Source organism: Rossellomorea sp. H136, from assembly GCF_056838065.1.
This window is the reverse complement of sequence record NZ_CM166371.1, coordinates 2,784,420-2,805,778: the sequence shown is the minus strand read 5'-3', so window position 1 is coordinate 2,805,778 and position 21,359 is coordinate 2,784,420. Positions and strand designations below refer to the sequence as shown.

Here is a 21,359-nt window from a genome sequence, read left to right as displayed (position 1 = left end):
GTGGCAGAAATTAAAGTTCCAGAATTAGCAGAATCAATTACAGAAGGTACAATCGCCCAATGGTTGAAACAACCAGGGGATTATGTGGAAAAGGGCGAATACATCGTTGAACTGGAAACAGATAAAGTGAATGTTGAAGTGATTTCAGAAGAAGCAGGTACGATTCAAGAACTTAAAGCTGATGAAGGCGATACGGTCGAAGTCGGTCAAGTTATTGCCATAGTCGGTGCAGGTGGAGAAGCTCCAGCAACTTCTGAAACAAAAGAAGAAGCACCTGCCCCTAAACAGGAAGAGAAGAAAGAAGAGGCAACTGAAGTAGCACCAGCGAAAGAGGACAAAAAGAATCGTCCAATCGCTTCTCCTGCTGCTCGTAAGTTGGCACGCGAAAAAGGTATCGATCTTTCCGATGTGCCAACGGATCCTCTAGGCCGTGTTCGTAAGCAGGACATTGAAGCCTATAGCAATAAGCCGGCTGAAGCTCCATCTAAACCTTCTGTTCAAGAGAAGAAAGCACCTGCCAAAAAAGATGATGGAAAGCCGGTTGTTCGTGAGAAGATGTCACGCCGTCGTCAAACGATTGCGAAACGCTTAGTAGAGGTTCAGCAAACAGCTGCCATGCTTACAACGTTTAATGAGATTGATATGAGTAAAGTAATGGAGCTACGTAAACGTAAAAAGGATAAATTCTTTGATGACCACGATGTAAGACTTGGTTTCATGAGTTTCTTTACAAAAGCAGTTGTAGCAGCTCTTAAGAAGTTCCCGTACGTGAACGCAGAAATCGATGGGGATGAAATCGTTCTTAAGAAATTCTATGACGTTGGGGTAGCTGTATCTACGGATGATGGACTGGTAGTACCTGTTGTACGTGATTGTGAACGCAAGAACTTTGCAGAAATCGAAGGGGAAATTATGGAACTGGCTACAAAGGCTAGAAACAACAAATTATCTCTTGGGGATCTGCAAGGTGGTTCATTCACTATAACAAATGGTGGAGTATTCGGTTCATTACTATCAACTCCAATCTTAAACGGACCGCAAGTTGGGATTTTAGGAATGCATAAAATTCAGCTTCGTCCAGTGGCCATTGATAAAGATACAATGGAAAATCGCCCTATGATGTACATTGCTTTATCGTATGATCATAGAATTATTGATGGGAAAGAAGCTGTTGGATTCCTGGCAATGGTGAAAGATTTACTTGAGAATCCAGAAGATTTACTACTTGAAGGCTAAGTAGTCCTGATTGAATAAGAATAGATGAATGTTTGGCTGATTCATACATCCATTAGTGGATTGTGGATCAGCCTTTTTTCACGTTTTTTTACTAAGAGAATAAAATATGGATAACTAAAATAAAGTTTACCAAAGGAAACTCTTGGACAGATAAAGGGGGAAGGTTTAATGATGAAGAATTTCAATTCAAAAAAAGTAATTAAGTATTCGTATCTATTTCATAAAATGGGAATATTGGATAATGAGCAATTCAAACAAATTGAGGAATACCATGGATCCAAAATTAAGAAACACAGTTAAGGCATGGTTCTAAAATGAATGGGCTTTCAACATGTGGTGTCGATTTTTCACGGTCATTTGATTGGAGAGCATGGTGCTGAAATCAATCGCACAGTTTAAATGAGTTAGAATGAAAAAAGACAGGCTCAAGTGAAAATGAGTCTGTCGTGAAAATTTCATCTCAGGGGGTGAGATAAAAGCTAGTATTCTTTTTTAATTGTCAAGATTTCCTAAAAGGCTTTAATCCTCGGTTACGAATTTCTTTCTTAAGAAGCAAAATCCAGTCTTGATCATTCCCTTGTTTCTCAGCATCACGATAAGCTGCCACCAACTGTTCATTACTTAAGATTTTCATGACCAACCTCCCAGGAATGTATAAAATATAGAATTTTCTATATTTTCTATATATTCTACATAGAAATTACTCATTTGAAAAGGTTTTTTTATAAATTATGTCTAAAGTAGTATTTTTAGTTATTATGTAGAAAAAGGTTTAGAGAAGACGTTTTTTGTCTAAATTAAAAAGTTAGAATCATCGGGTTCATGTAGAAACTTGCCATCTAACTCCTGTCAATAGCTCTTCACCTTAGAGAAATAAAAGACAAGAGAAAGTTCTTATTAATTAGTTTGAAAATTTTAATTTTTGTGATAATATTACACGCATAAGGAACTAAAATTTTAACCTCTTGGACTACATAAACTGAAAGGTTCCAGGCTTAACATAAATACAGGTAAAGGGGGATATTCATTTGTCGGAGATTTTACATGCAACTGTAGGTGAATTACTCGAAGAAAAAGCTCGTATACAGCCTGAGGTTGAAGCGGTCGTTTACGCAGACAGAGGTTTAAGATGGTCTTATCATGAATTTAATCAACAGTGCAGGCAAGCTGCAAAGGGGTTTATGAATCTCGGGATCAATAAAGGGGACCATATCGCCATATGGGCTTCTAACACTCCTGAGTGGTTAGTTAGTCAGTTTTCGACGGGCAAAATGGGAGCTGTACTGGTAACCGTAAATACTAATTATCGTACTGCTGAATTAGAATATTTATTAAAGCAATCTGACAGTAAAACGATTATTTTGATGGAAGAGTTCAGAGGAGCTTCCTATATAGACATGTTGTATGAAATTTGTCCTGAATTGAGAACGTCTAAGCCAGGAGAATTGGAGAGTTCAAAACTTCCTTATTTAAAAAATGTAATTGTCTTAGGGGAGAAGGCATATCCAGGTACATATAGCTGGCAGGATATTATGGATAGAGGGGATGATGTTGAGGAAGGTGAGCTGGATGAAAGACTTTCGAGCCTTTCCCCCCATGATGCCATCAATATGCAATACACGTCAGGAACGACAGGATTTCCTAAAGGAGTCATGCTTACCCACTCGAATATCGTAAACAATGGTTATAATATTGCCGGGTGCATGAGATTGACGAACGAAGACCGTTTATGTATTCCTGTTCCATTCTTCCATTGCTTCGGATGTGTATTGGGAACACTTGCATGTGTATCTGTTGGGGCTACTATGGTTCCATTACAGGAATTCGATCCTAAACAGGTACTCCAAACGGTGCAGGATGAAAAATGTACCGGACTTCATGGGGTGCCAACCATGTTTATTTCCGAGTTAAACCTTCCAGACTTTGATCAATACAATCTTTCCCATTTGCGTACTGGAATTATGGCCGGAAGTAACTGTCCGATCGAAGTAATGAAGGGCGTCATGGACAAAATGGGAGCAGATGAGATAACCATTGCCTATGGTCAGACAGAATCTTCCCCTGTCATTACGCAGACACGTACCCATGACCCGATTGAATTAAAGGTGGAAACGGTTGGAAAATCCTTGCCAAATGTAGAGGTAAAGATTGTGGAGCCTGGATCGAACCGGGAAGTTCCCCATGGGGTACAGGGAGAGTTGTGTACTCGTGGGTATCACGTCATGAAAGGGTACTACAAGAATGAAGAGGCTACCAGGTTAGCCATAGATCATGAAGGTTGGTTGCATACTGGTGACTTAGCGGTCATGGATGAACATGGCTATTGTAGAATTACAGGAAGATTAAAAGACATGATCATTCGAGGCGGTGAGAATATTTATCCGAGAGAAATCGAAGAATTTCTTTATTCCCATCCAAAGGTATTAGATGTTCAAGTCATTGGAATTCCTGATGAAGTTTATGGTGAAGAAGTTATGGCCTGGATTATTTTGAAGGAAGGTCTAACCGCAACACCAGAAGAGATTAGAGAATATTGCACAGGGAAGATATCCCGTCATAAGATTCCAAGGTATATCGAGTTTACTGATTCCTACCCAATGACAGCCTCAGGGAAAATTCAAAAGTTTCGTTTAAGAGAGCAGGCGAAAGAAGCAGCCCTGCCTAAAAGTAATTAACAAATTGAAAACGCTTCCTTGAAAAGGACATTCCCAATTCATCGGGAATGTCCTTTTCATACGGATATAAGAGTATAATAGAATATTAGATAACTGAAATTTCAGAGACTATTTGCTAAAATAAAGGAAAGCCGTATTATATTATTAACTATAATTTAATTATGTAAACAAAAGAAAGGGGATTATCTGTGTACGTTTTTGTTTATGGGACGTTAAGAAAACACGAAAGCAATCATTTTTTATTAAAGGAAGCCATATTGATGAGGGAACAAGCTTGGGTGGAAGGTGTTCTTTACGATACAAAAAGAGGATATCCTGCACTAAAAGAAGGCAATGGGACCACTTATGGCGAATTATATAAAATCAACTCCGGTATATTATCACCGTTAGATGAGTTGGAGGATTTCATCGAAGAACGTGAAGACAACCTTTATATACGAAAGCTTAAACTGGTCAACACAGATAATGGACCGCAGGAAGCTTTTGTGTATTATTCTGAAAACGAAGAATTGTTCCAAGAAGAAATTCTTTCAGGAGATTGGAAAGTACATCAGTTTCTACATGAAAAGCCTGATAGAATACTTTATTTTGCGTATGGTTCGTGCATGGATGATGAGCGTTTTAAATTAGCGCAAGTAGATCACCATTTTAAAAACTGTCTTGGTGCAGGCGTTCTAGAAGGATATTCTATGAAGTATCTCTTTAAAGTACATGATGGTGGCAGGGGAGACATCATTGAGGATGGAGGGACAATGGAAGGAGTAGTATATGATCTCCCTCAACAAGCAGTAGAATACTTGTTCACAAGAGAAGGGGTAGACCCTGGATGGTATAGAGCAGCTTTCATCGACATACAGATTGGCGGCAAGCTTTTCAAGGACGTATTAACCTTTATTGTGAAAGGGAAGTGTCTGGAAACTTGTCCCCCAGATCATTATGCAAAAGAGATTCTACGTGGTAGTCGGCCACATGTAAGCAAGTCCTATCATGAAAAGCTACAGCAACAATTAGTTGGAATAGGGATGACAGAAGATCAGGTGCAGGATCTTCTTAACGAAGAAGAATAGATGTACGAAATGAGATCCGGGAGGTGAAGTCATGAAGATAAGTGATGATCAATTATTTACTGCAATAGAATCACATCACTGGGACTATCCAGGTCGATTGATTCCGAGTGAAGTGGATAGTTTACACAGTGATGGAATCGTTGCAATTAAAAATAAACAGTTGAAAAACGTATTTGCTAATAAGGTACCTAAATTCATTGTGAACAATATGAATGAACTGCATGAAAAATGGAAGGTGGTTGAAGGATTCTATGGAAAGGAATCCTTTAGTATGTGGATCAGGGAGCCACTTATTGATCAGGGAGAGGAATTCCTCCAATCACATGATGGTATTCTGGAAGAGCGTTATGAGGGGCTGTTTTTTGATCTAAACCAGAGTCATTTCATCCCTTCACCTGCTCATAGAGTCATTACAGTTGAAAGTGACCTTCACATCCATGATCTTGTAGAAATCAGTTCCTGCTTATGGGGATATCGGGAGGAAGATAAGCCGGTCATCTTTAATCAAAGAAGAGAGTTTATGAGGAATTGGGGACCGGATGGTGGGTTCACACTAGCTTACAATAAAGAGGGTGATGCCGTTGGATACGGAAATTATCGGTTTAGCCGTGATCATGAAGTCCTTTACCTCAATGGAGGAGGGGTGCTCCAAGAAGCAAGGCATGGAGGAGTATATTCTTCAATAGTTGCCCATCGATTGGAAATGGCACAACGAGCGCAATGTCGGTTTGTAACCTGTCAGGCCAGAGTCGGGCACTCTGCACCGATTCTCAAGAGGTTGGGCTTCCGAGCGTTTTCAACCTATCAATATTGGGTAGTGAATAGAAAAGCGCAGGCAGGTTTGAAAAGCACGAAAAAATAGTCGCTTTGTGTGAAATGGGGTGATGCGATGGATGTTTTACTACAATTGGTCGATCAATTTGGATATATCGCCATGTTTCTTTTTAGCTGGATTGTTTTTTTAGGATTACCGGTACCTAACGAACTCGCTGCTGCACTATCGGGATATTTATCTGAATGGAGAAATTTCGACCCGTATACCTCCTTTTTCTTTATGTATAGTGGATTAATCTCTTATGGAATCTTCGCCTTTTTAAATGGCCGATATTTCGGGACAAAATTAATTTCCCGTTTTATGAAGGGAAATAAATCAAGGAAACTCATTGATAATGGTGAAAAATGGATAAACAAGTATGGTCCATTTGCCATTTCGTTTAGCTATTTTATACCAGGCATCCGATTATTCATGCCTTATATTGCAGGTACTTCAAAAGGGATTTCTTTCATGAAGTTTCTCTTATTTGCTCTTCCGTCTGCTTTCGTTTGGGGATATGTGTATTTTCAGATTGGGAGGTATTTTCCAAAGAGTTTTCAGGGATTACTGGAAGAAGTGAGCGTGAAGGTAGGAATCATTTTCACCATTTTATTCATCGGGGTTATCGTGTACAGTATTGTCTTTACCTTGAAAAAAAAACCTAATACCTCGAAATGGAAAAAGGTACGTTATCGAAAAGTAAGAAAAGACTGATCAAAGATGCCTTCTCCTTTAATCAGTCAATCCTGTTCATCCTTAATAATAGTAAAATACTTCTCGAATACACCCAATGCTTTAATTGTGGTTCTTGAGCCATTTTCATCCTCATATATTTTACCGATAGTGTTAAATAACAAGTAGCCGTTTTTAACATTTGAGCCTGTTTCAATCAGGGTTGAATAAGAATTTCCTTCAAGTTTCTTCGTACATGTTATAGATTCATGGCATTCAATATTGTATTCATCTAAAAGCCATAAATAAAATTGTTCTTCATTAGGTCTGTGGGTGCTCATGTAAAAAACTATCAAAACCAAAGTGAACATACCTATTCTTTTTAATCCGTTTCTCACGATAATCGAACCTCTCCTGCAAATTCCTCCTATAATATACCATATATTCTTATTGAAAGTGATAGTTTCACAAAAAAAACTGACAAATGAGATAGTAGTTGAACTTATAGCTCTGTAAGAATATACTATTAGCATAGTACAGTCATATAGGAGGTTATTGAATTGATTCACAAAACTTGGACGGAAAACAATACCGGAAAAAAGGTGAAATGCGTACATACGGATGCGAAGAAATATACAGTAGAAAATGTTTTAACCATTGGAAAAGAATACGAAGTAAAAAACGAATCTGAAGAGTATTACTTCGTCATAGATGAAAGCGGGAAAATGGGAGGCTTCTACAAAGAGTATTTTGAAGAGGTGTAAGCCACCCCTTTCTGGCTGGTTTCTCCAAATGGGGAGAAACCGCCTTTTTTTTGATGGCTACTAAAAAGTGGTGCAAATGGGGAGAAGAGAATGCATCACTCATTTAGTAAGCTAATCATTTCTATGGAGGGACCAAGTATCTCTACTTAACCTATTTAAGAGTTATGGATCGGAAGTATATGGAGAGGTTCAAACGAGTGAAGCTGATATTCAAGATATGATTGAATCTATTCCTGAAGCTGACCGATATGGGCTTTGGGATGAAGGGGAATTTGCAAAAAGTGGCGTCGCAATGGGCTTGCCCATTATTTGCTTTCTCATGCTTTTTCAAAATTGAAAGATGAAGGTATGACTGCAGCAGTTCTTTCAGTCGACAGTGATAGCTATGCAGACGCAACCATTGTTTATCAAAAAGCAGCTGGAATGTACGTATATCGAGGGTTCACTCGATATGATTTAGAATTTTAGAAGCTAAAAAAACATCCAATCAAGGGTGTTTTTTTACATTTTGGTATATTAATTGGTTCCTAATCCAGAACTAAAATAAATGCTTTGAAACAAAATTAGGCAGAGCCTTTGCAGTGAAAGCGTTATTACATGTAGAATGTCTAGTATGTGAAATGGAAAGGATGTCATTAAATGAATGTTGAACGGTTATTACCAGAATCGGTTACTTATATAATAAACGAGAGAAAACAATTATTTTCTTCTCCTGAGCATTCTTCATTAATTGGAGAAGGGGGGTATACCGCAAGTGAAGACTATATTATTGAAGATAGTATCATCTCTCTGTCATTAGGGAAAAATCTTCTTCTTAAGGGGCCCACTGGTTCAGGGAAAACGAAACTATCTGATACCTTGTCATCCATCTTCTCTCAACCGATGCACAGTATAAATTGCTCGGTTGACTTAGATGCAGAAGCCTTACTGGGTTATAAAACAATCAGCGAAAGAGAAGGTAAAAACACCATTGAATTCATTGAGGGACCTGTTATTCAAGCGATGAAAAATGGGCATCTCCTTTATATTGATGAAATCAATATGGCTAAGCCTGAAACGCTGCCGATCTTAAATGGTGTGTTGGACTACCGCAGAAGTATAACTAATCCATTTACAGGTGAAATAGTCAAAGCCGCACCTACATTCGGTGTAATAGCGGCAATTAATGAAGGATATGTTGGCACAGTTCCGTTAAATGAAGCGTTAAAAAATCGTTTTGTTGTAATCGATGTACCGTATATCGAAGGGGAAACGTTAAAAAGTGTGATTGAAAGTCAAAGCAAGCTGTCCGATTCTAAGCTTATTACTCAATTTGTAGCCCTGTCTTCGGATTTATTGGTTCAAGTGAAAAATGGCCAAATTTCAGAGGAAGCGGCTTCCATACGCGCCCTATTGGATGCCTGTGATTTAGCCGTGTACTTGCCGGCAAAAAGGGCTATACAACGAGGAATCGTTGATAAACTGGAAGACGAACGAGAAAAAGCGGCTATTCAAAATATAGCTGAAACCTTATTTGAATGAGGGACATGTAATGCATCGATTTATCCAATTTAATGATGAAACCATAGACTCTTTTTTAGTGATGGAAATGGCTGATTTGACGAAAACACTTTCCAAAAATGCCGATATGAACTTGAAATACGGACCGTTTTCTTATCTCGATTATAAAGAAGGAACGGTTTATGTCAGTCACTTTTGGGATCACCGAAAAAAAGAAGAAGAAATACATGGATTAAAAAGTGATATTTATTTAAGGACGATCGGTAATCTTCATGAAACCAAGAACGATGATGTTCTCAATTATATTGAGAAGGTGAAAGCAACGTCTGTTCCCCGATTTGCCAAGCAGCTATTTGTCATTGGTGAAGAAGCTCGCTTAGAGGAAATTTGTAAATCCAAGCGTCCCGGAACAAAGAAGTCATTTGAAACGAGAAGAAAATTATATCGCCAGCACTTCGAAGCACAACTTAAAGTAAACATAACGAAAAGTGTTTTTACAGATGCATTATTTAATTCAATATTCCTTCTGCTCCATGCACAATCTCCATTAGAAGAACCCGTTCGGGTAAATGAGGAGATTGATTTAGCAATGCCCTTTTTGCATCGGCAAATCACCCGCTTCTTTGAAACCCGAAACACAAAAGATGTGGTAAGAATATGCTTGGAAATGGTAGAAGTAATAGATGAGATTGTTAGAAAAGATATGTTAAATGAATACTTCCATTTACCTGAAGATGTGTATAACACGGAGGAAATGGTTACAGAAACATTTGACGATTTAAAGAGAAAAGATCCCCTTGCAAATCAGGATGTGTTGGAAGAAGAAAGCACAGGGGAGGAAGAAGTCTTAGATGAAGAATTCCGTACTTGGCACCGGGAAACGAGTGACAAAGGGGAGTCATTCCTTCAGTTTGACTTAGATCAAGGGTCTCAATCCGATCTTATGGGCGAAGGTGTCCGTGAAGGAGATGATGGGGACCAGGCAATGGCTATGGTACAGGGCTCAGCTAAAGAAACTGAGCAGGAGCAGTACCAAAATGTAAGGGCGCAAGAGCAAGAAAGGACTGAACTTGGTGGAGGGGAAGGCGAGTATGGAAAGGACAATCGTTTTGCTGTACCTCACTTTATTTCGCCAACCATCCCTACTTCAGAAGACAAGCACTTGTATAACCTTAACAAAGGGTTAATTGCTCCTTATCAAAAGAAACTTCAGAAAATGATCGAGAAAACATTGGAGCATAAGCGAATCCAGCCTAGAAGTGATTTGCACTTCGGCAGGTTGAACAAAAAGTTATTGCGCTTTATCACAGACGATAACCCAAGACTTTTCTATAAAAAGCAAAACCCTTCATCTGAAATAGATGCTGTTTTCTCATTATTAGTAGACTGTTCAGGTTCGATGTATGATAAAATGGATCAAACCAAGCTGGGAATTACGTTATTTCATGAATCGTTAAAGTCCGTTCGGGTGCCACATGAGATTGTCGGCTTCTGGGAAGATACGAACCGGGCGACAAAGACCAGTCAACCAAATTACATGAATCCTGTACTGGACTTCTATTCTTCCTTAAAACCTAACAGTGGTTCAGAAATCATGCAGCTCCAGCCTGAAGAAGATAATCGGGACGGCTTTGCCATTCGGTTAATGACAGAACGGATTCTTAGACGGAACGAAAAACAGAAATTTCTTCTTGTCTTTTCAGATGGTGAGCCAGCAGCCATGGATTATGAGCAAAACGGGATTGTTGATACTCATGAGGCTGTATTAGACGCAAGAAAACAAGGGATAGAAGTCATCAACGTCTTTTTAGCGAACGGCGAAATAGATGAGGGGCAAAGAAAAACCATTCAGAATATATATGGGAATTACAGCATTCTTGTTTCAGATGTAGAAGAACTCCCTGAGGTTTTGTTCCCTTTATTACGGAAGCTTCTTTACAAAAGTATATAGATGAAGAACCAAGACGATTACATGGGAAACATGTAGTCGTCTTTTTTAGGGGGAGGAATTCATATCAGTCCTTAGGCTGAAACAAAATCAATCATCCATCTCATTCGGATCCCCTTTACCTGCAATATACTGAAAGTAATAAAATTTAAGGGGATGGATAGGATGAACAATATTTCTGATATGAATGCCGCGATTCATGAATATCACAGAATTAATCACATCTTGAATCTAAAAGGGTGGAGGCAAGAGAGAACCATTAAGAAACCATATTTCTCTCCATGGTTTGGTAAAAATCTGTAAGTGGAGAATTCGTTAAGTTCAAAAAAGAGGAAAAAATGTATAATAAAGGAATGACTATTCTCAATTTATCGTAGGAGGTCATTCCTTTTTGTATGATGAAAAATCAATCATATAAATGCGAGTCGTATCCATGACGAAGGGAAGGTTAATAAATAATAAGATGAGAAAAAATTTATTAAGAAAGGGAGGTCACGGTGATTATGCATGAGTTAGATATGCACCATATTTTTGAACTGGGACTTATTTTAGTGATGATCGCAGCAGGCATAACGGCGATTGCCAAGAAATTCAAACAGCCATATCCAATTGCCCTTGTCATTGTAGGTGCCCTTATCGGGTTATTCAATATACCAGTCCTTGAGCCCCTCAAGGATTTTATAACAGAAGGGGAAGTATTTAATTTTGTCATTATCACATTATTTTTACCAGCGCTTTTGGGAGAAGCAGCTTTGAAGCTGCCTTTTACCCATTTGCGTGCTAACAAGGAGCCGATTATAGCCTTGGCTTTTGGTGGAACATTCATTTCTTTCTTGATAATAGGATTTTCATCGTATTACTTCTTTGACTTTCCCATTCCAGCAGCCTTTGTTTTTGGGGCATTGATGAGTGCGACTGACCCTGTAAGTGTATTATCCATATTTAAAAGTGTAGGCGTAAAGAAGAGATTGGCTGTTGTCATTGAAGGGGAAAGCTTATTTAATGACGGTTTAGCCGTGGTATTGTTCAATATTTCCGCTTACTATTTACTATCCTATATCGATGCAGGCTGGGCCGGACTTGGTAGTGGGATTTGGGAGTTCATCCGGGTAGTATCCCTTGGAGTCATTATTGGAAGTTCTCTCGGTTATGCATTTTCCGTTTTAACGAAGTACTTCGATGACTATCCGTTGGAAATTATTTTTAGCGTGATTTTGTTCTATGGTTCATTCCTTCTAACCGAGAGTGTCCATGCTTCAGGTGTAATCGCAGTCGTCATTGCGGCTCTTATATTCGGAAACTATGGCGGGAAAATTGGTATGAGTCCTACGACAAAATTGAACATTAATAGCTTTTGGGACGTAGCTGCATTACTGGCCAATTCCCTCGTTTTCTTAATGGTCGGGCTTGAAATAACAAGGATTGACCTAGTTGAAAAATGGCCGTATATTTTCGCAGCCATTGTCTTGGTACTCTTGGCACGAAGTATTGCCGTCTATACAAGTTTATCTCTCATTGGGAACTTTCCTCATAAATGGAAGCATATTTTGAATTGGGGAGGTTTGAAAGGGTCGTTATCCATTGCCTTGGTACTTAGCTTGCCAAGAGACTTTCCAGGTAGAGAAGACGTCCTGATTCTTGGATTTAGTGTGGTATTATTCAGCCTTGTCATTCAAGGATTAACGATCAAACCACTGATCAATTTATTAGGGATTAAACCAAAGGAGGAAGGACATGCAGAATTTGAAAAATTGCTCAGTCAACTCCACAGATATGAAAGAGCCATTAGTGAAATCCATCGGGTAAAACAAAAGCTCTATATTACAGACCCTGTATCAAATGAGCTTATCGATACGTATACAAAAAGAATTGATATGTTAAAAGCTCAATTGGATGATTTATTCAAAAGAAATCCAGTTATCAAATCAGACCAGCTTACGACACTGAGAAAACACGCATTATACGCAGAATATGAGGCCGTTGCAAAACTGGAAAAGGAAGAAATCATCACAAGCTCTATCGCTGAAAAGGAATATGATGCTATAACAGATAGCCTTGTTCACAATGAAGAAAAATAGCAAAAGAGGGGCCGAATCGGCTCCTCTTTACTTTCTGATTTCAATGAGTTTTTGTTTTAAGTCGTTTTCCATCGTGACCATTTCCTGTTCTGCCTGCTGACGTTTCTGGCGTCCTTCTGCTTGTATGGCCAATGTTTCTTCAATGGTGGAAATAAGGTTTTCTTGAGTTTTCTTCAAAGTTTCAATATCAATGATTCCACGTTCATTTTCTTTCGCAGTTTCAATACTATTTGTTTTAAGCATCTCTGAATTTTTCAGAAGGAGCTCATTGGTGGTGCGCGAAACCTGTTTCTGAGCGGCTACAGCCTTTTGCTGATTCAGAAGAGTCAGCGCAATGGCAATTTGATTCTTCCAAAGAGGAATGGCTGTGAGTACTGATGCCTGTATTTTTTCTGCCAGTGCCTGGTTCGTATTTTGAATTAGGCGTATTTGAGGGGCAGACTGAATGGTCATTTGTCTACTTAGCTTTAAATCATGAATACGTTTATCCAATCGATCTAGAAACTGCATCGTATCATTGATTTCCTGGTAAATTAGCTCGTCATCAGTTTCTTCCGCCTTCTTTCGTAATGAAGGAAGCAGTGTATGTTGAATCTCTTCACGTTTAATTTCAGCTGCTGCAATGTACATATTCAGGGCTTGAAAATAGTCTTTATTTTTTTCATACAAAGTTTCCAATAGTCGATTATCATCAAGCAGGGTCTTTTTTGAATGTTCGAGTCTGACTGAAATGCGATCGATCTGTGAACCAATCTTTTGGTATTTGGAAAGGACCTCCTGCAGGGAGGAAGAGACTTTACGGAATAGCTTTTTGAAAACACCTTTTTGCTTGGTGTTAAGTTCATCCGGATTCATTTGCTCAAGCTTTTTCATTAAATCTCCTAACACATCGCCAATTGGACCGATGTCCCTTTTTTGTACATGATCGAGCATGGAGTGGGAGAAAGTAGAAAGCTGGGTCTGAGCGGCAGTTCCATATTTTAAAATTGCTTCATAGTCCTTATAGTCGATCTGCGCGGCCAATTGTTTTGCCTTTTCCTGCTGTTCTTTTGGTAAGCGGTCGAGTAGCAAAGGAGATTTTGTCTGTTCACTTACAGCAGGCATTTCATCTCCAAACGGGTTGGAAAGCAGCAGGTCCAGTTCAGATTGTTCATTTCGTTGCTCCATCATAAAACCTCCGATAACTATTTTAAGTCTTTTTTATTAGATAAATGTTGATTGGCGAAATTCAGTTCAAACTGTAGTGTATCCATATCATTTGCCAATACTCTTTGCAGATCTTTTTCCAATGAATCTGTCAGGTCATCAAGTGTTGTACGGGTTTGTTGAAGTGATAAGAATGCTTCTTTGTTTTTACCGGGTTGGGCAGCAAGAAACGTATATTTTTCAGTAATTTCAACAACTGAATCCAGATGGTAGAAGAAAAATGACTGTGCAGAAAAAAATCTTTTAGGCTCTTTCTTTACAAGTTGATAAATCCTTCTGCTTAGTCTGTTCAATTCAAGGATTTGCTTGAAGGCACCAAGTGACCTTACTCTCAATTGTTGTTTTTGAAGGCGTTTTACTTTTTCTTTCGCTTCTTTTAAATTCTTGTTGATATATCGAAATTCCTGTGAGGAAAGTCCATTTTTTTTCAGCCACCATCTCTTTTGCAGTCCCTTTACAACGAAGAAAAGGAGAATACCCGTACCGAGACTCGACAAGAATGTAAGAGGAAATCCTAAGTCAAACAGGAGTAAGTATGCGATAAAACTACTGGTCCCTATGCTGAATGAGATGACTGTTCTTACTAAAAATTGAAGAAATGTATTCATTTCATCTACCCCTTATTAAAGATGCTTACGTTAAATACGATTTAATGTGCAAAAAGGTTTCATATTCATACTCTTATTTTATTGTAAATGAAGGTGAAATGGAAATATAGACACCATTTATTATACAGACTGAAATCGTTGTCAGGATTTGACACCATTCTTTCAATTTCTTAACATTTCTCAGATTCATGATTAAAGAAATTACATTTTTGATAGAATGGGATAGTACATTGACAAGACAGGTGTGTGGATATATGAAAAAATGGTTCATTGTTCTGATCTTATTCTGCTTTACTGCCACTATCGTATCAGCTCAAGAAAATAATGTAAAAAAACCTAAAAATATTATAAGTGATTCGGCTATCATTATAGATTCTAAAACAAAGAGTATATTGTATTCAAAAAATTCGACTAAACGGATGAACCCTGCAAGCATTACAAAAATTGCTACAGCTATTTATGCGATCGAGCATGCCAACCTGGATGAAAAGGTGGTAATTAGTGAGAAAGCAAGTAATACAGAAGGCTCCACCGTTTATTTGGAAGCCGGAGAAAGGATTTCTTTGGAGCAGTTACTTCAAGGGCTGATGGTCAACTCCGGTAATGATGCAGCAGTTGCCATTGCTGAACACACCGAGGGTTCCGTTCAGTAATTCGTTGAAAAATTAAACGTCTTTCTAAAAAACGAAATTGGCGTAGAGAAAACTAATTTTGAAAACCCTCATGGACTGTTCGGTAAGAATCACTATACAACGGCTTATGATATGGCATTGATTACTAGCTATGCTTTAGAGAACAAACAATTTCAAGAGCTTTTTAGTTTGAAATCAATTGATTGGTCGACTGAGGGATGGAAGACTACTCTTTATAATCATCATAAAATGGTGAAAGGAGAACTTCCTTATCCGGAAGTGACCGGAGGGAAGAATGGGTTCATAGATGAATCCAAACATACGCTTGTGACTTCCGCTGAAAATAAAAATCTTTCTCTGGTCATTGTTACCATGAAGGCTCAGTCGAAGAGAGCTACTTATTCAGATACCAGAAAACTACTGGATTATGGCTTGAACGGTTTCACTAGAAGCCACATTCCAAAGGATACGGTCTTTCAATATGAGGATACTTCTTTTGAGCTTAATCAGGATTTCCAATATACTCAACCTACGAATGGAAAGTTCACCGAGAGCCTGGATCGAAATGGAGTATTAACACTATATAACGAAGATCAGGAAGAAATGGCTACAACAAAGCTCAGTCCTGTGATGAAATCTCCCGTAAAACATAAAAACGCAGTTGCTTCGAGTGAAAGCACAGGATTATTTTTCGGAGATGAATTAAGACAACAAATCCTTTTTTATCCGTTTTTTATTTACATGATCCTGCTTTTCATTATGGGAATTTCCATTTTTCGAATAGGATCTGTCAAAAAAAAATCCTAAAAATAAAATTTAAATGTAAAAAAGGGAGCTTGCGGGCTCCCTTTTTTCAATGACTTTCTTGTTTTTCTAAAGATGGTTGATGATGATAAAGAGTCTTACCAATCAGCGTTTGTAAGATGAGAAATGCCCCTCCTACTGTCCAATATAGGGGTAAGGCGGCCGGCGCATTAAATGAAAAAATAAAGATCATAATGGGCGAAAGAAAGCTCAATATTTTCATTTGGGCCTGCTGTTCTGCAGGAATATTCATCAAAGATACCCGAGCTTGGGCTAAATAGACCAATCCAGCGATAATGGCCATTATATAGTCGGGCTGTCCCAAATTAAACCATAGAAAGGAGTGGCTTGCGATTTCAGATGATGACCGAATCGCATAGTATAACCCAATCAATATGGGTGTTTGAATTAACAAAGGTAAACATCCCATATTAAGAGGATTCACCCCATGTTTTTGGTAAAGCATCATCATTTCTTGCTGCAGTTTCTTCTGTTCATCTTTGTCTTTCGCTTCTTTTATCTTTTTTTGCATTTCCGTCATCTCCGGCTTTATTAACGCCATTTTCCCTTTCATATCCTGTTGATTCTTATACGTTTTAAGCATAAAAGGAAATAGAACGAGACGAATAAGAATAGTAATGACAATGATCGCAAGACCAAAGTTTCCATCTAGAAAGGTACCTATTTCATGGATGAGAAACGAAAATGGGTTAACAAGATAGTCGTGAAAGAACGCTCCTTCAGTTGTTGCACTTTGACACCCTGATAGAGTGAATAGTGCCAGTAGAATGATGAATGAAATTTTTCTCAATGTATAATTCCTCCTCTGTATAAATGCTTGTTGGTTAAAAGCAAACAGAAGAGGATTCTTCATCATTATCGGTATGATAGAATTGAAATTTCATGCATGCAATGAACCTGAACCCTATAGGTAAAATCTCATTAACTGCAACGCACTTTACAATGATATTAGTTCCTTCAATCCTCTTATCATAGGGTCGTACAAAAAGATGAAATGTGCCAGGGAAGTGATTCAAAATCAAAGCTATTATAAATAGAAATACTATACTAAAATGTAATGGACTTAAGTAAAAATCTAATAAGTCTTGTATAATGATAAATGTCAATGGAGAAGACTCCTTCAATTTACTGATCAAATTAATTGTTAAAGCATAAACTCTATTCCAGTTAAAGTATACTGCTAAATGGAAAAAGAAACTATGGTAATTGTACATACGAATATGTGAACCAATGGTTTCACAAAAATATAATCTTATTAAATAGGGATGTTATACAGGATGAAATATCTATTAGTCGGGATCGGTGGAGCGTTGGGTAGTTTTTGCAGGTGGGGAATCAGTTATCTCTGGACAGTTCAAAATGGGTTGCCGTTCGCGACACTAACGGCAAATCTCCTAGGAAGTTTTTTATTAGCCTATTTCTATAGTCGATGGTCTTCTAAATATGAAAAGTCGTATTTACTTATTGCAACAGGGTTCCTGGGCTCTTTTACAACTTTTTCGACAGTTAGTATCGAGTTGGTTACCTTTTTATTGCAGAAACAATGGGGCATGCTTTTCTTGTATATTACCATAACTTCTTTTGGGGGGATGCTTTTTGCATGGTTGGGCTTTGTCTCTGGAAGGAAGGGGAGGGTGATCGGTCATGGGAGTTAGCATATTGTTGATTGCACTAGGGGGGAGTGTTGGTGCAATCGGACGGTTTTTAGTTGCGAACGTCGTTAAGCGGTTCAGTAGTTCGCGTTTTCCGAAAGCGACCCTGTTGGTTAATGGTTTTGGCTCATTACTATTGGGGGTTCTGATTGGAGTTGGTGCTGAGGAGACTGTTATGTTTTTTTTCGGGATCGGAGTGTGTGGAGCATTTACTACCTTTTCAACCTTAAACTGGGAGGTATTGAGGCTTCTCCAGGAAAATATAAAGATGGGTCTATTTTATTTCTTCGGAAGTTATTTCGCTGGAATCGTATTTGGAGCGGCAGGGTATGCAGTGGGCATGGCATTTTAATATGATGTCATACCCATTTATAAAGATCCTCAAGTGGCTAGTTACCCGTTAGAGATCCCACAATTCAATCATTAATCAACTACTATATACGCAATCATGGGACCGTTACGATCAATGGTTTCATGTGTTTCGCAAATCAGTCTATACGTACCCTCTTTTGAAAACGACACATTTACAACGGTTTCTTCCCCTTTTTTCACTGTACCTTTAATATCGGTCCCCTCGATATAGAACGGATGTTCCATACCGTTAACACCATAAATGCGCAATTCCACAGGGTTATCTTTTTCAACTACAATCGTACCCGGATCCCATCGATAGGCTTCTATTTCTTTTCCTGCAGGTGTTTCTGATTTGAATTCCCCTGTGACAAGCTGAATGACTTGTTTCTCTCCCGATTTATCTGATAATGAAACGGTAGGATAGGAGTTTTTAGAAGATAATGCCCATATCGTGCCGACAGTAATGATCATAATGGTAACTAATATGGCGATGATAGAACCTTTCTTCAAAACAATAAAATTCAAATGTTTTTCCTCCCTTTTATTCTAGCTTTGAACAACATAGGTCTTTTCTAATAAACCTATGCTTGTACTGGAGGGAACTTGTCAATAATTTAGAGTAGTATAATTTAAATATTTTTCTTTCGTTCGTATTTTATGTACAATTTGGACATGGAAAAAAGGAGGGTGAAGCATTGAATTATACATGGAGAGTCATGACAACAAAAAGTGATGCAGAGCCTTGGTGGTTTTTTGAAGGCTGGGAAAAGGATATTGTTCAAGAGTGGACGTTTAATAACAGGGATGATGCATTCGGAAGGTTTCTTGAGGAAATGAGACGACTGAGTGAAAGCTATAGTAAGTCAAAAAGTAAGAAGTTGCACTCTATTGCTTTTTGGGACCCAGGGGAAGTGTTTTTTTGCGAAGCGTGTGACGATGATCTGCAGGTCTATTACGGATTGATCATTTTTGAAAATGACCGACCAATGGAAATCAAGGATGAGTCCGTCATCAATGAAATCACAGATCGAATTCAACAAAAATAAAAAATAGGTCCATCTTTACTGGATGGACCCTGTTTAATCAATCACTCCTGTCCGAATGATCTTATTCTCTACTTTCACATGAAAAGAAGCATCTTTGTACAGTTTATCCCACTTTTCCCTCGACAAATCTTCGTTTCCCCTTATACTCTTATATTCCATGCCAAATCCAATCGGATCCGTGCCTTCGTCTTGAAGCATCAAAATCATTTCTTTAATGTTCTCTTCGATATAATCGCTGATTTCATCTTCGAGTAAGCTTAACGCTTTCGGATCTGACAACTTCATTTCTTCAGACATTTCAAGTATACGTGATTCGATTTTCAATTTCACATTAAAGGATGGTGTTGCTTTTTTCTCTGTTTTTATCTTATGAGATGATTTGATACTATCGATCATTATATAAACCTTATCGTCTTCTTGACCAAGATGAGGACTTGATAAGTAAGGTTTGAACTTTTCTAATGGTAGTTCCACTTCGACGCTGCCGGCATTGTAATCTTCCATAAGAGATCGAATAAAAAAAATCTTGTCTTTTTTTATCTCTTTAATGAATTTATCCCTTGTAAACAATGCGAACCCAGCCACTCCAACCTTCCCGTCTGATGCCTTTAGCAACGGCAGGAGAGGGTCTTTGCCTACACTTCCGTAATCGGTGATGAATTCTTGTAGTGTTGGAGAAACAAGCAGCTCTGATTCAACATTTTGCCTGACCAAATTATATAAGTAAGTCCCCATATTCGATGTTCTTTCCGTCATTTGATAATTCAAGATTTGTTCGGCAGTCGTATCAGCAATTGTTAAGTACACCATATTCCCAATGGAAGAGTCCCGCTCCAGTGTATCAACCAAGTGAGAAATCCCTTTTTCTGCAAGCTCTCTTCCGTAAACAGCAATCCTTAATTGACCGGAAACAAGCTTATGGTCGGTTTCTAAATTCTGTGACAGACGAATGCCTTTACTGGTCTTTGATTTACTTATAAGTATCTTTTCCACATCCTCCATGGCTGGGTTAAACTGATAGAGCACTATTGTACCGGTTATTTTCTCGTCTTCAGCCTGATCATATCCAACCGCTGTAATCAAACCGAGCTTTTCTAAATATTTTGACTCCACACAGCTGCTTAAGAAACATGTACAAAGACAAAGCAGAAGGAGCATGATGGTCCTAATCATACATCCACACCCTTATCCTTCTTAGAGATGTGTTTCAATTTAACCAGTATGAATAGGAAGCAGGGGTACACGAACGAAAGAACAAAACTGGACGTCCCAACTTTGTCTGTAATGGTATTCATCGTGATACGATCCTGCACGCATAGAGATAATATCCAAAGCAGGATGGCGAAGAGGTAAATGGATTTTTTTTGAGATACATTAAACACTCTTTTCATTCCTCTTGAAGCTGCCCAGAAATAGAGACAGATATTTGGAAGAATGACCAGCATCCAAAAAGAAACGGCAATGAATTCAAATCGCTCCAAGTTTGGAATCCTCAATATCTTGAACATGGACAGGACGGGCCAGATAGTCTTTAAAAGGGCATATTCTGAGAAAAAACCGATACTGACAACGGTCACAACAGTAAAGAGAAAGCATGAATATCCTGCACCGATCAGCCCGAATTTAAGTGCTTTTTTCTTATCCTTGATGTAAGGGTACACAAATAACATTAATTCAAAGCCAATGAGAGTAAAGCTTGATTTGTAAACCCCCATCATAATCTCCTTCGGGGAAGATGTTAGGACAGGTTGTAGGTGATTGAAGTCCGTATATTTGAGTGGGGTATAGATCATAAATACTAACCAGAAGGCAAGGATGAGCCCTAAAAAAGCAATACCAACCACGACCCGGACTCCCCCCAACACACAATAAACCATTAAAAAAATCAATAACCCCATCAAGAGCCATGTGGGCATTTTAGGGAATATCCACGCCTGGACCATCTCAATATAATTCATTAAGATCACGTAGGTGACACTGAGATAATAGCCAATGTACAGGACGTTAAAACCTTTGCTAAACCATTTCCCATAAATGTCCAAGTGAATACCGTACAGATCGGTACTATCGTATGTTTCAAGCGTTTTTACCATGATAAATAGAACAATAGATACAAGAATTCCAGCTAATATGACTGAAATCCATGCATCCCTGTTCGCCTCCATGTAAATGACTCTCGGTAGCCCTGCAATCCCGACGCCGGTTTGGGCTGTGTGTAAGATAAACATTATCAAAAAGGCATTAAACATTAACCCTTCCTTTGGATTCACATTAACATTCAT

At 38.4% G+C, this 21,359-nt stretch carries 22 protein-coding genes and 1 pseudogene; 15 read left to right on the top strand and 8 right to left on the bottom strand.

All coding sequences use genetic code 11. The features are described from left to right. Positions 1-1,236: a 2-oxoglutarate dehydrogenase complex dihydrolipoyllysine-residue succinyltransferase gene (gene odhB / locus ACYH0O_RS14160; RefSeq protein ID WP_149156746.1), complete on the top strand. Its 1,236-nt coding sequence runs from the start codon at positions 1-3 to the stop codon at positions 1,234-1,236. A gap of 168 nt (positions 1,237-1,404) precedes the next feature. Continuing rightward, positions 1,405-1,536, top strand: coding sequence for a hypothetical protein (locus tag ACYH0O_RS14155; protein WP_426892062.1), 132 nt, complete (start codon positions 1,405-1,407; stop codon positions 1,534-1,536). 199 nt (positions 1,537-1,735) lie between these two features. Here the strand turns inward: ACYH0O_RS14155 and sda are convergent, their stop codons facing one another. After that, a complete protein-coding gene (gene sda, locus ACYH0O_RS14150; RefSeq protein WP_044336757.1) occupies positions 1,736-1,870 on the bottom strand; it encodes a sporulation histidine kinase inhibitor Sda in 135 nt (44 codons plus the stop codon). A gap of 403 nt (positions 1,871-2,273) precedes the next feature. Here sda and ACYH0O_RS14145 point away from each other — a divergent pair, with 403 nt between their 5' ends. The 4 genes from ACYH0O_RS14145 to ACYH0O_RS14130 all read left to right on the top strand — a co-directional run bounded on the left by ACYH0O_RS14145 (position 2,274) and on the right by ACYH0O_RS14130 (position 6,506). Beyond that, positions 2,274-3,911 carry an AMP-binding protein gene (locus ACYH0O_RS14145; protein WP_482632574.1) on the top strand — a complete coding sequence of 546 codons (1,638 nt, stop codon included), beginning with the start codon at positions 2,274-2,276 and terminating at the stop codon, positions 3,909-3,911. Between the two features lie 188 nt (positions 3,912-4,099). Beyond that, positions 4,100-4,978: a gamma-glutamylcyclotransferase family protein gene (locus ACYH0O_RS14140; protein ID WP_482629230.1), complete on the top strand. Its 879-nt coding sequence runs from the start codon at positions 4,100-4,102 to the stop codon at positions 4,976-4,978. A 31-nt stretch (positions 4,979-5,009) separates the two neighbouring features. Continuing rightward, a complete protein-coding gene (locus ACYH0O_RS14135) occupies positions 5,010-5,840 on the top strand; it encodes a GNAT family N-acetyltransferase (protein WP_482629229.1) in 831 nt (276 codons plus the stop codon). Between the two features lie 27 nt (positions 5,841-5,867). Further along, positions 5,868-6,506, top strand: a complete 639-nt coding sequence (locus tag ACYH0O_RS14130) for a DedA family protein (protein WP_482629228.1) — start codon at positions 5,868-5,870, stop codon at positions 6,504-6,506. Between the two features lie 26 nt (positions 6,507-6,532). On the opposite strand, the gene ACYH0O_RS14125 is transcribed toward ACYH0O_RS14130, so the two are convergent. Next, positions 6,533-6,862, bottom strand: a complete 330-nt coding sequence (locus tag ACYH0O_RS14125; protein ID WP_482629227.1) for a hypothetical protein — start codon at positions 6,860-6,862, stop codon at positions 6,533-6,535. Between the two features lie 162 nt (positions 6,863-7,024). Here ACYH0O_RS14125 and ACYH0O_RS14120 point away from each other — a divergent pair, with 162 nt between their 5' ends. The 5 genes from ACYH0O_RS14120 to ACYH0O_RS14100 all read left to right on the top strand — a co-directional run bounded on the left by ACYH0O_RS14120 (position 7,025) and on the right by ACYH0O_RS14100 (position 12,754). Beyond that, the gene (locus ACYH0O_RS14120) at positions 7,025-7,228 is read left to right on the top strand and encodes a DUF6501 family protein (RefSeq protein ID WP_149156741.1); all 204 of its coding nucleotides are present in this window, start codon (positions 7,025-7,027) and stop codon (positions 7,226-7,228) included. Between the two features lie 639 nt (positions 7,229-7,867). Then, positions 7,868-8,749 (top strand): ATP-binding protein, encoded by an 882-nt coding sequence (locus ACYH0O_RS14115; RefSeq protein WP_482629226.1) that lies wholly within the window; start codon positions 7,868-7,870, stop codon positions 8,747-8,749. A 10-nt stretch (positions 8,750-8,759) separates the two neighbouring features. Further along, a complete protein-coding gene (locus tag ACYH0O_RS14110; protein ID WP_482629225.1) occupies positions 8,760-10,679 on the top strand; it encodes a vWA domain-containing protein in 1,920 nt (639 codons plus the stop codon). 162 nt (positions 10,680-10,841) lie between these two features. Beyond that, on the top strand, positions 10,842-10,979 hold the full coding sequence (locus tag ACYH0O_RS14105) for a hypothetical protein (RefSeq protein ID WP_482629224.1): 138 nt from the start codon (positions 10,842-10,844) through the stop codon (positions 10,977-10,979). Positions 10,980-11,179: 200 nt separating this feature from the next. Then, positions 11,180-12,754 (top strand): cation:proton antiporter, encoded by a 1,575-nt coding sequence (locus ACYH0O_RS14100; protein ID WP_482629223.1) that lies wholly within the window; start codon positions 11,180-11,182, stop codon positions 12,752-12,754. A 27-nt stretch (positions 12,755-12,781) separates the two neighbouring features. Here the strand turns inward: ACYH0O_RS14100 and ACYH0O_RS14095 are convergent, their stop codons facing one another. Both ACYH0O_RS14095 and ACYH0O_RS14090 read right to left on the bottom strand, forming a co-directional pair. Then, complete coding sequence (locus tag ACYH0O_RS14095; RefSeq protein WP_482629222.1) at positions 12,782-13,924, bottom strand: toxic anion resistance protein; 1,143 nt, start codon at positions 13,922-13,924, stop codon at positions 12,782-12,784. 14 nt (positions 13,925-13,938) lie between these two features. Beyond that, positions 13,939-14,568 (bottom strand): 5-bromo-4-chloroindolyl phosphate hydrolysis family protein, encoded by a 630-nt coding sequence (locus ACYH0O_RS14090; RefSeq protein WP_482629221.1) that lies wholly within the window; start codon positions 14,566-14,568, stop codon positions 13,939-13,941. 188 nt (positions 14,569-14,756) lie between these two features. On the opposite strand from ACYH0O_RS14090, the pseudogene ACYH0O_RS14085 reads away from it, so the two are divergent. Continuing rightward, a pseudogene (locus ACYH0O_RS14085) lies at positions 14,757-16,007 on the top strand (D-alanyl-D-alanine carboxypeptidase family protein). A gap of 46 nt (positions 16,008-16,053) precedes the next feature. Here ACYH0O_RS14085 and yidC read toward each other — a convergent pair. Continuing rightward, entirely contained in the window at positions 16,054-16,815 is a 762-nt protein-coding gene (gene yidC / locus ACYH0O_RS14080; RefSeq protein ID WP_482629220.1) for a membrane protein insertase YidC, read from the bottom strand. A 487-nt stretch (positions 16,816-17,302) separates the two neighbouring features. Here yidC and ACYH0O_RS14075 point away from each other — a divergent pair, with 487 nt between their 5' ends. Continuing rightward, entirely contained in the window at positions 17,303-17,680 is a 378-nt protein-coding gene (locus ACYH0O_RS14075) for a fluoride efflux transporter FluC (RefSeq protein ID WP_482629219.1), read from the top strand. Beyond that, complete coding sequence (locus ACYH0O_RS14070) at positions 17,670-18,029, top strand: fluoride efflux transporter FluC (RefSeq protein WP_482629218.1); 360 nt, start codon at positions 17,670-17,672, stop codon at positions 18,027-18,029. The genes ACYH0O_RS14075 and ACYH0O_RS14070 overlap by 11 nt, the downstream gene beginning before the upstream one ends. A 71-nt stretch (positions 18,030-18,100) precedes the next feature. Here ACYH0O_RS14070 and ACYH0O_RS14065 read toward each other — a convergent pair whose 3' ends face one another. Continuing rightward, entirely contained in the window at positions 18,101-18,556 is a 456-nt protein-coding gene (locus ACYH0O_RS14065) for a cupredoxin domain-containing protein (protein WP_149156733.1), read from the bottom strand. 170 nt (positions 18,557-18,726) lie between these two features. Between ACYH0O_RS14065 and ACYH0O_RS14060 the strand changes: the two genes are divergently transcribed. Then, entirely contained in the window at positions 18,727-19,077 is a 351-nt protein-coding gene (locus ACYH0O_RS14060; RefSeq protein ID WP_482629217.1) for a DUF1033 family protein, read from the top strand. A gap of 33 nt (positions 19,078-19,110) precedes the next feature. On the opposite strand, the gene ACYH0O_RS14055 is transcribed toward ACYH0O_RS14060, so the two are convergent. Together ACYH0O_RS14055 and ACYH0O_RS14050 are read right to left on the bottom strand one after the other, a co-directional pair. Next, complete coding sequence (locus ACYH0O_RS14055; RefSeq protein WP_482629216.1) at positions 19,111-20,250, bottom strand: Ger(x)C family spore germination protein; 1,140 nt, start codon at positions 20,248-20,250, stop codon at positions 19,111-19,113. Further along, complete coding sequence (locus tag ACYH0O_RS14050; protein ID WP_482629215.1) at positions 20,247-21,359, bottom strand: GerAB/ArcD/ProY family transporter; 1,113 nt, start codon at positions 21,357-21,359, stop codon at positions 20,247-20,249. Before ACYH0O_RS14050 ends, ACYH0O_RS14055 begins: the two co-directional genes overlap by 4 nt.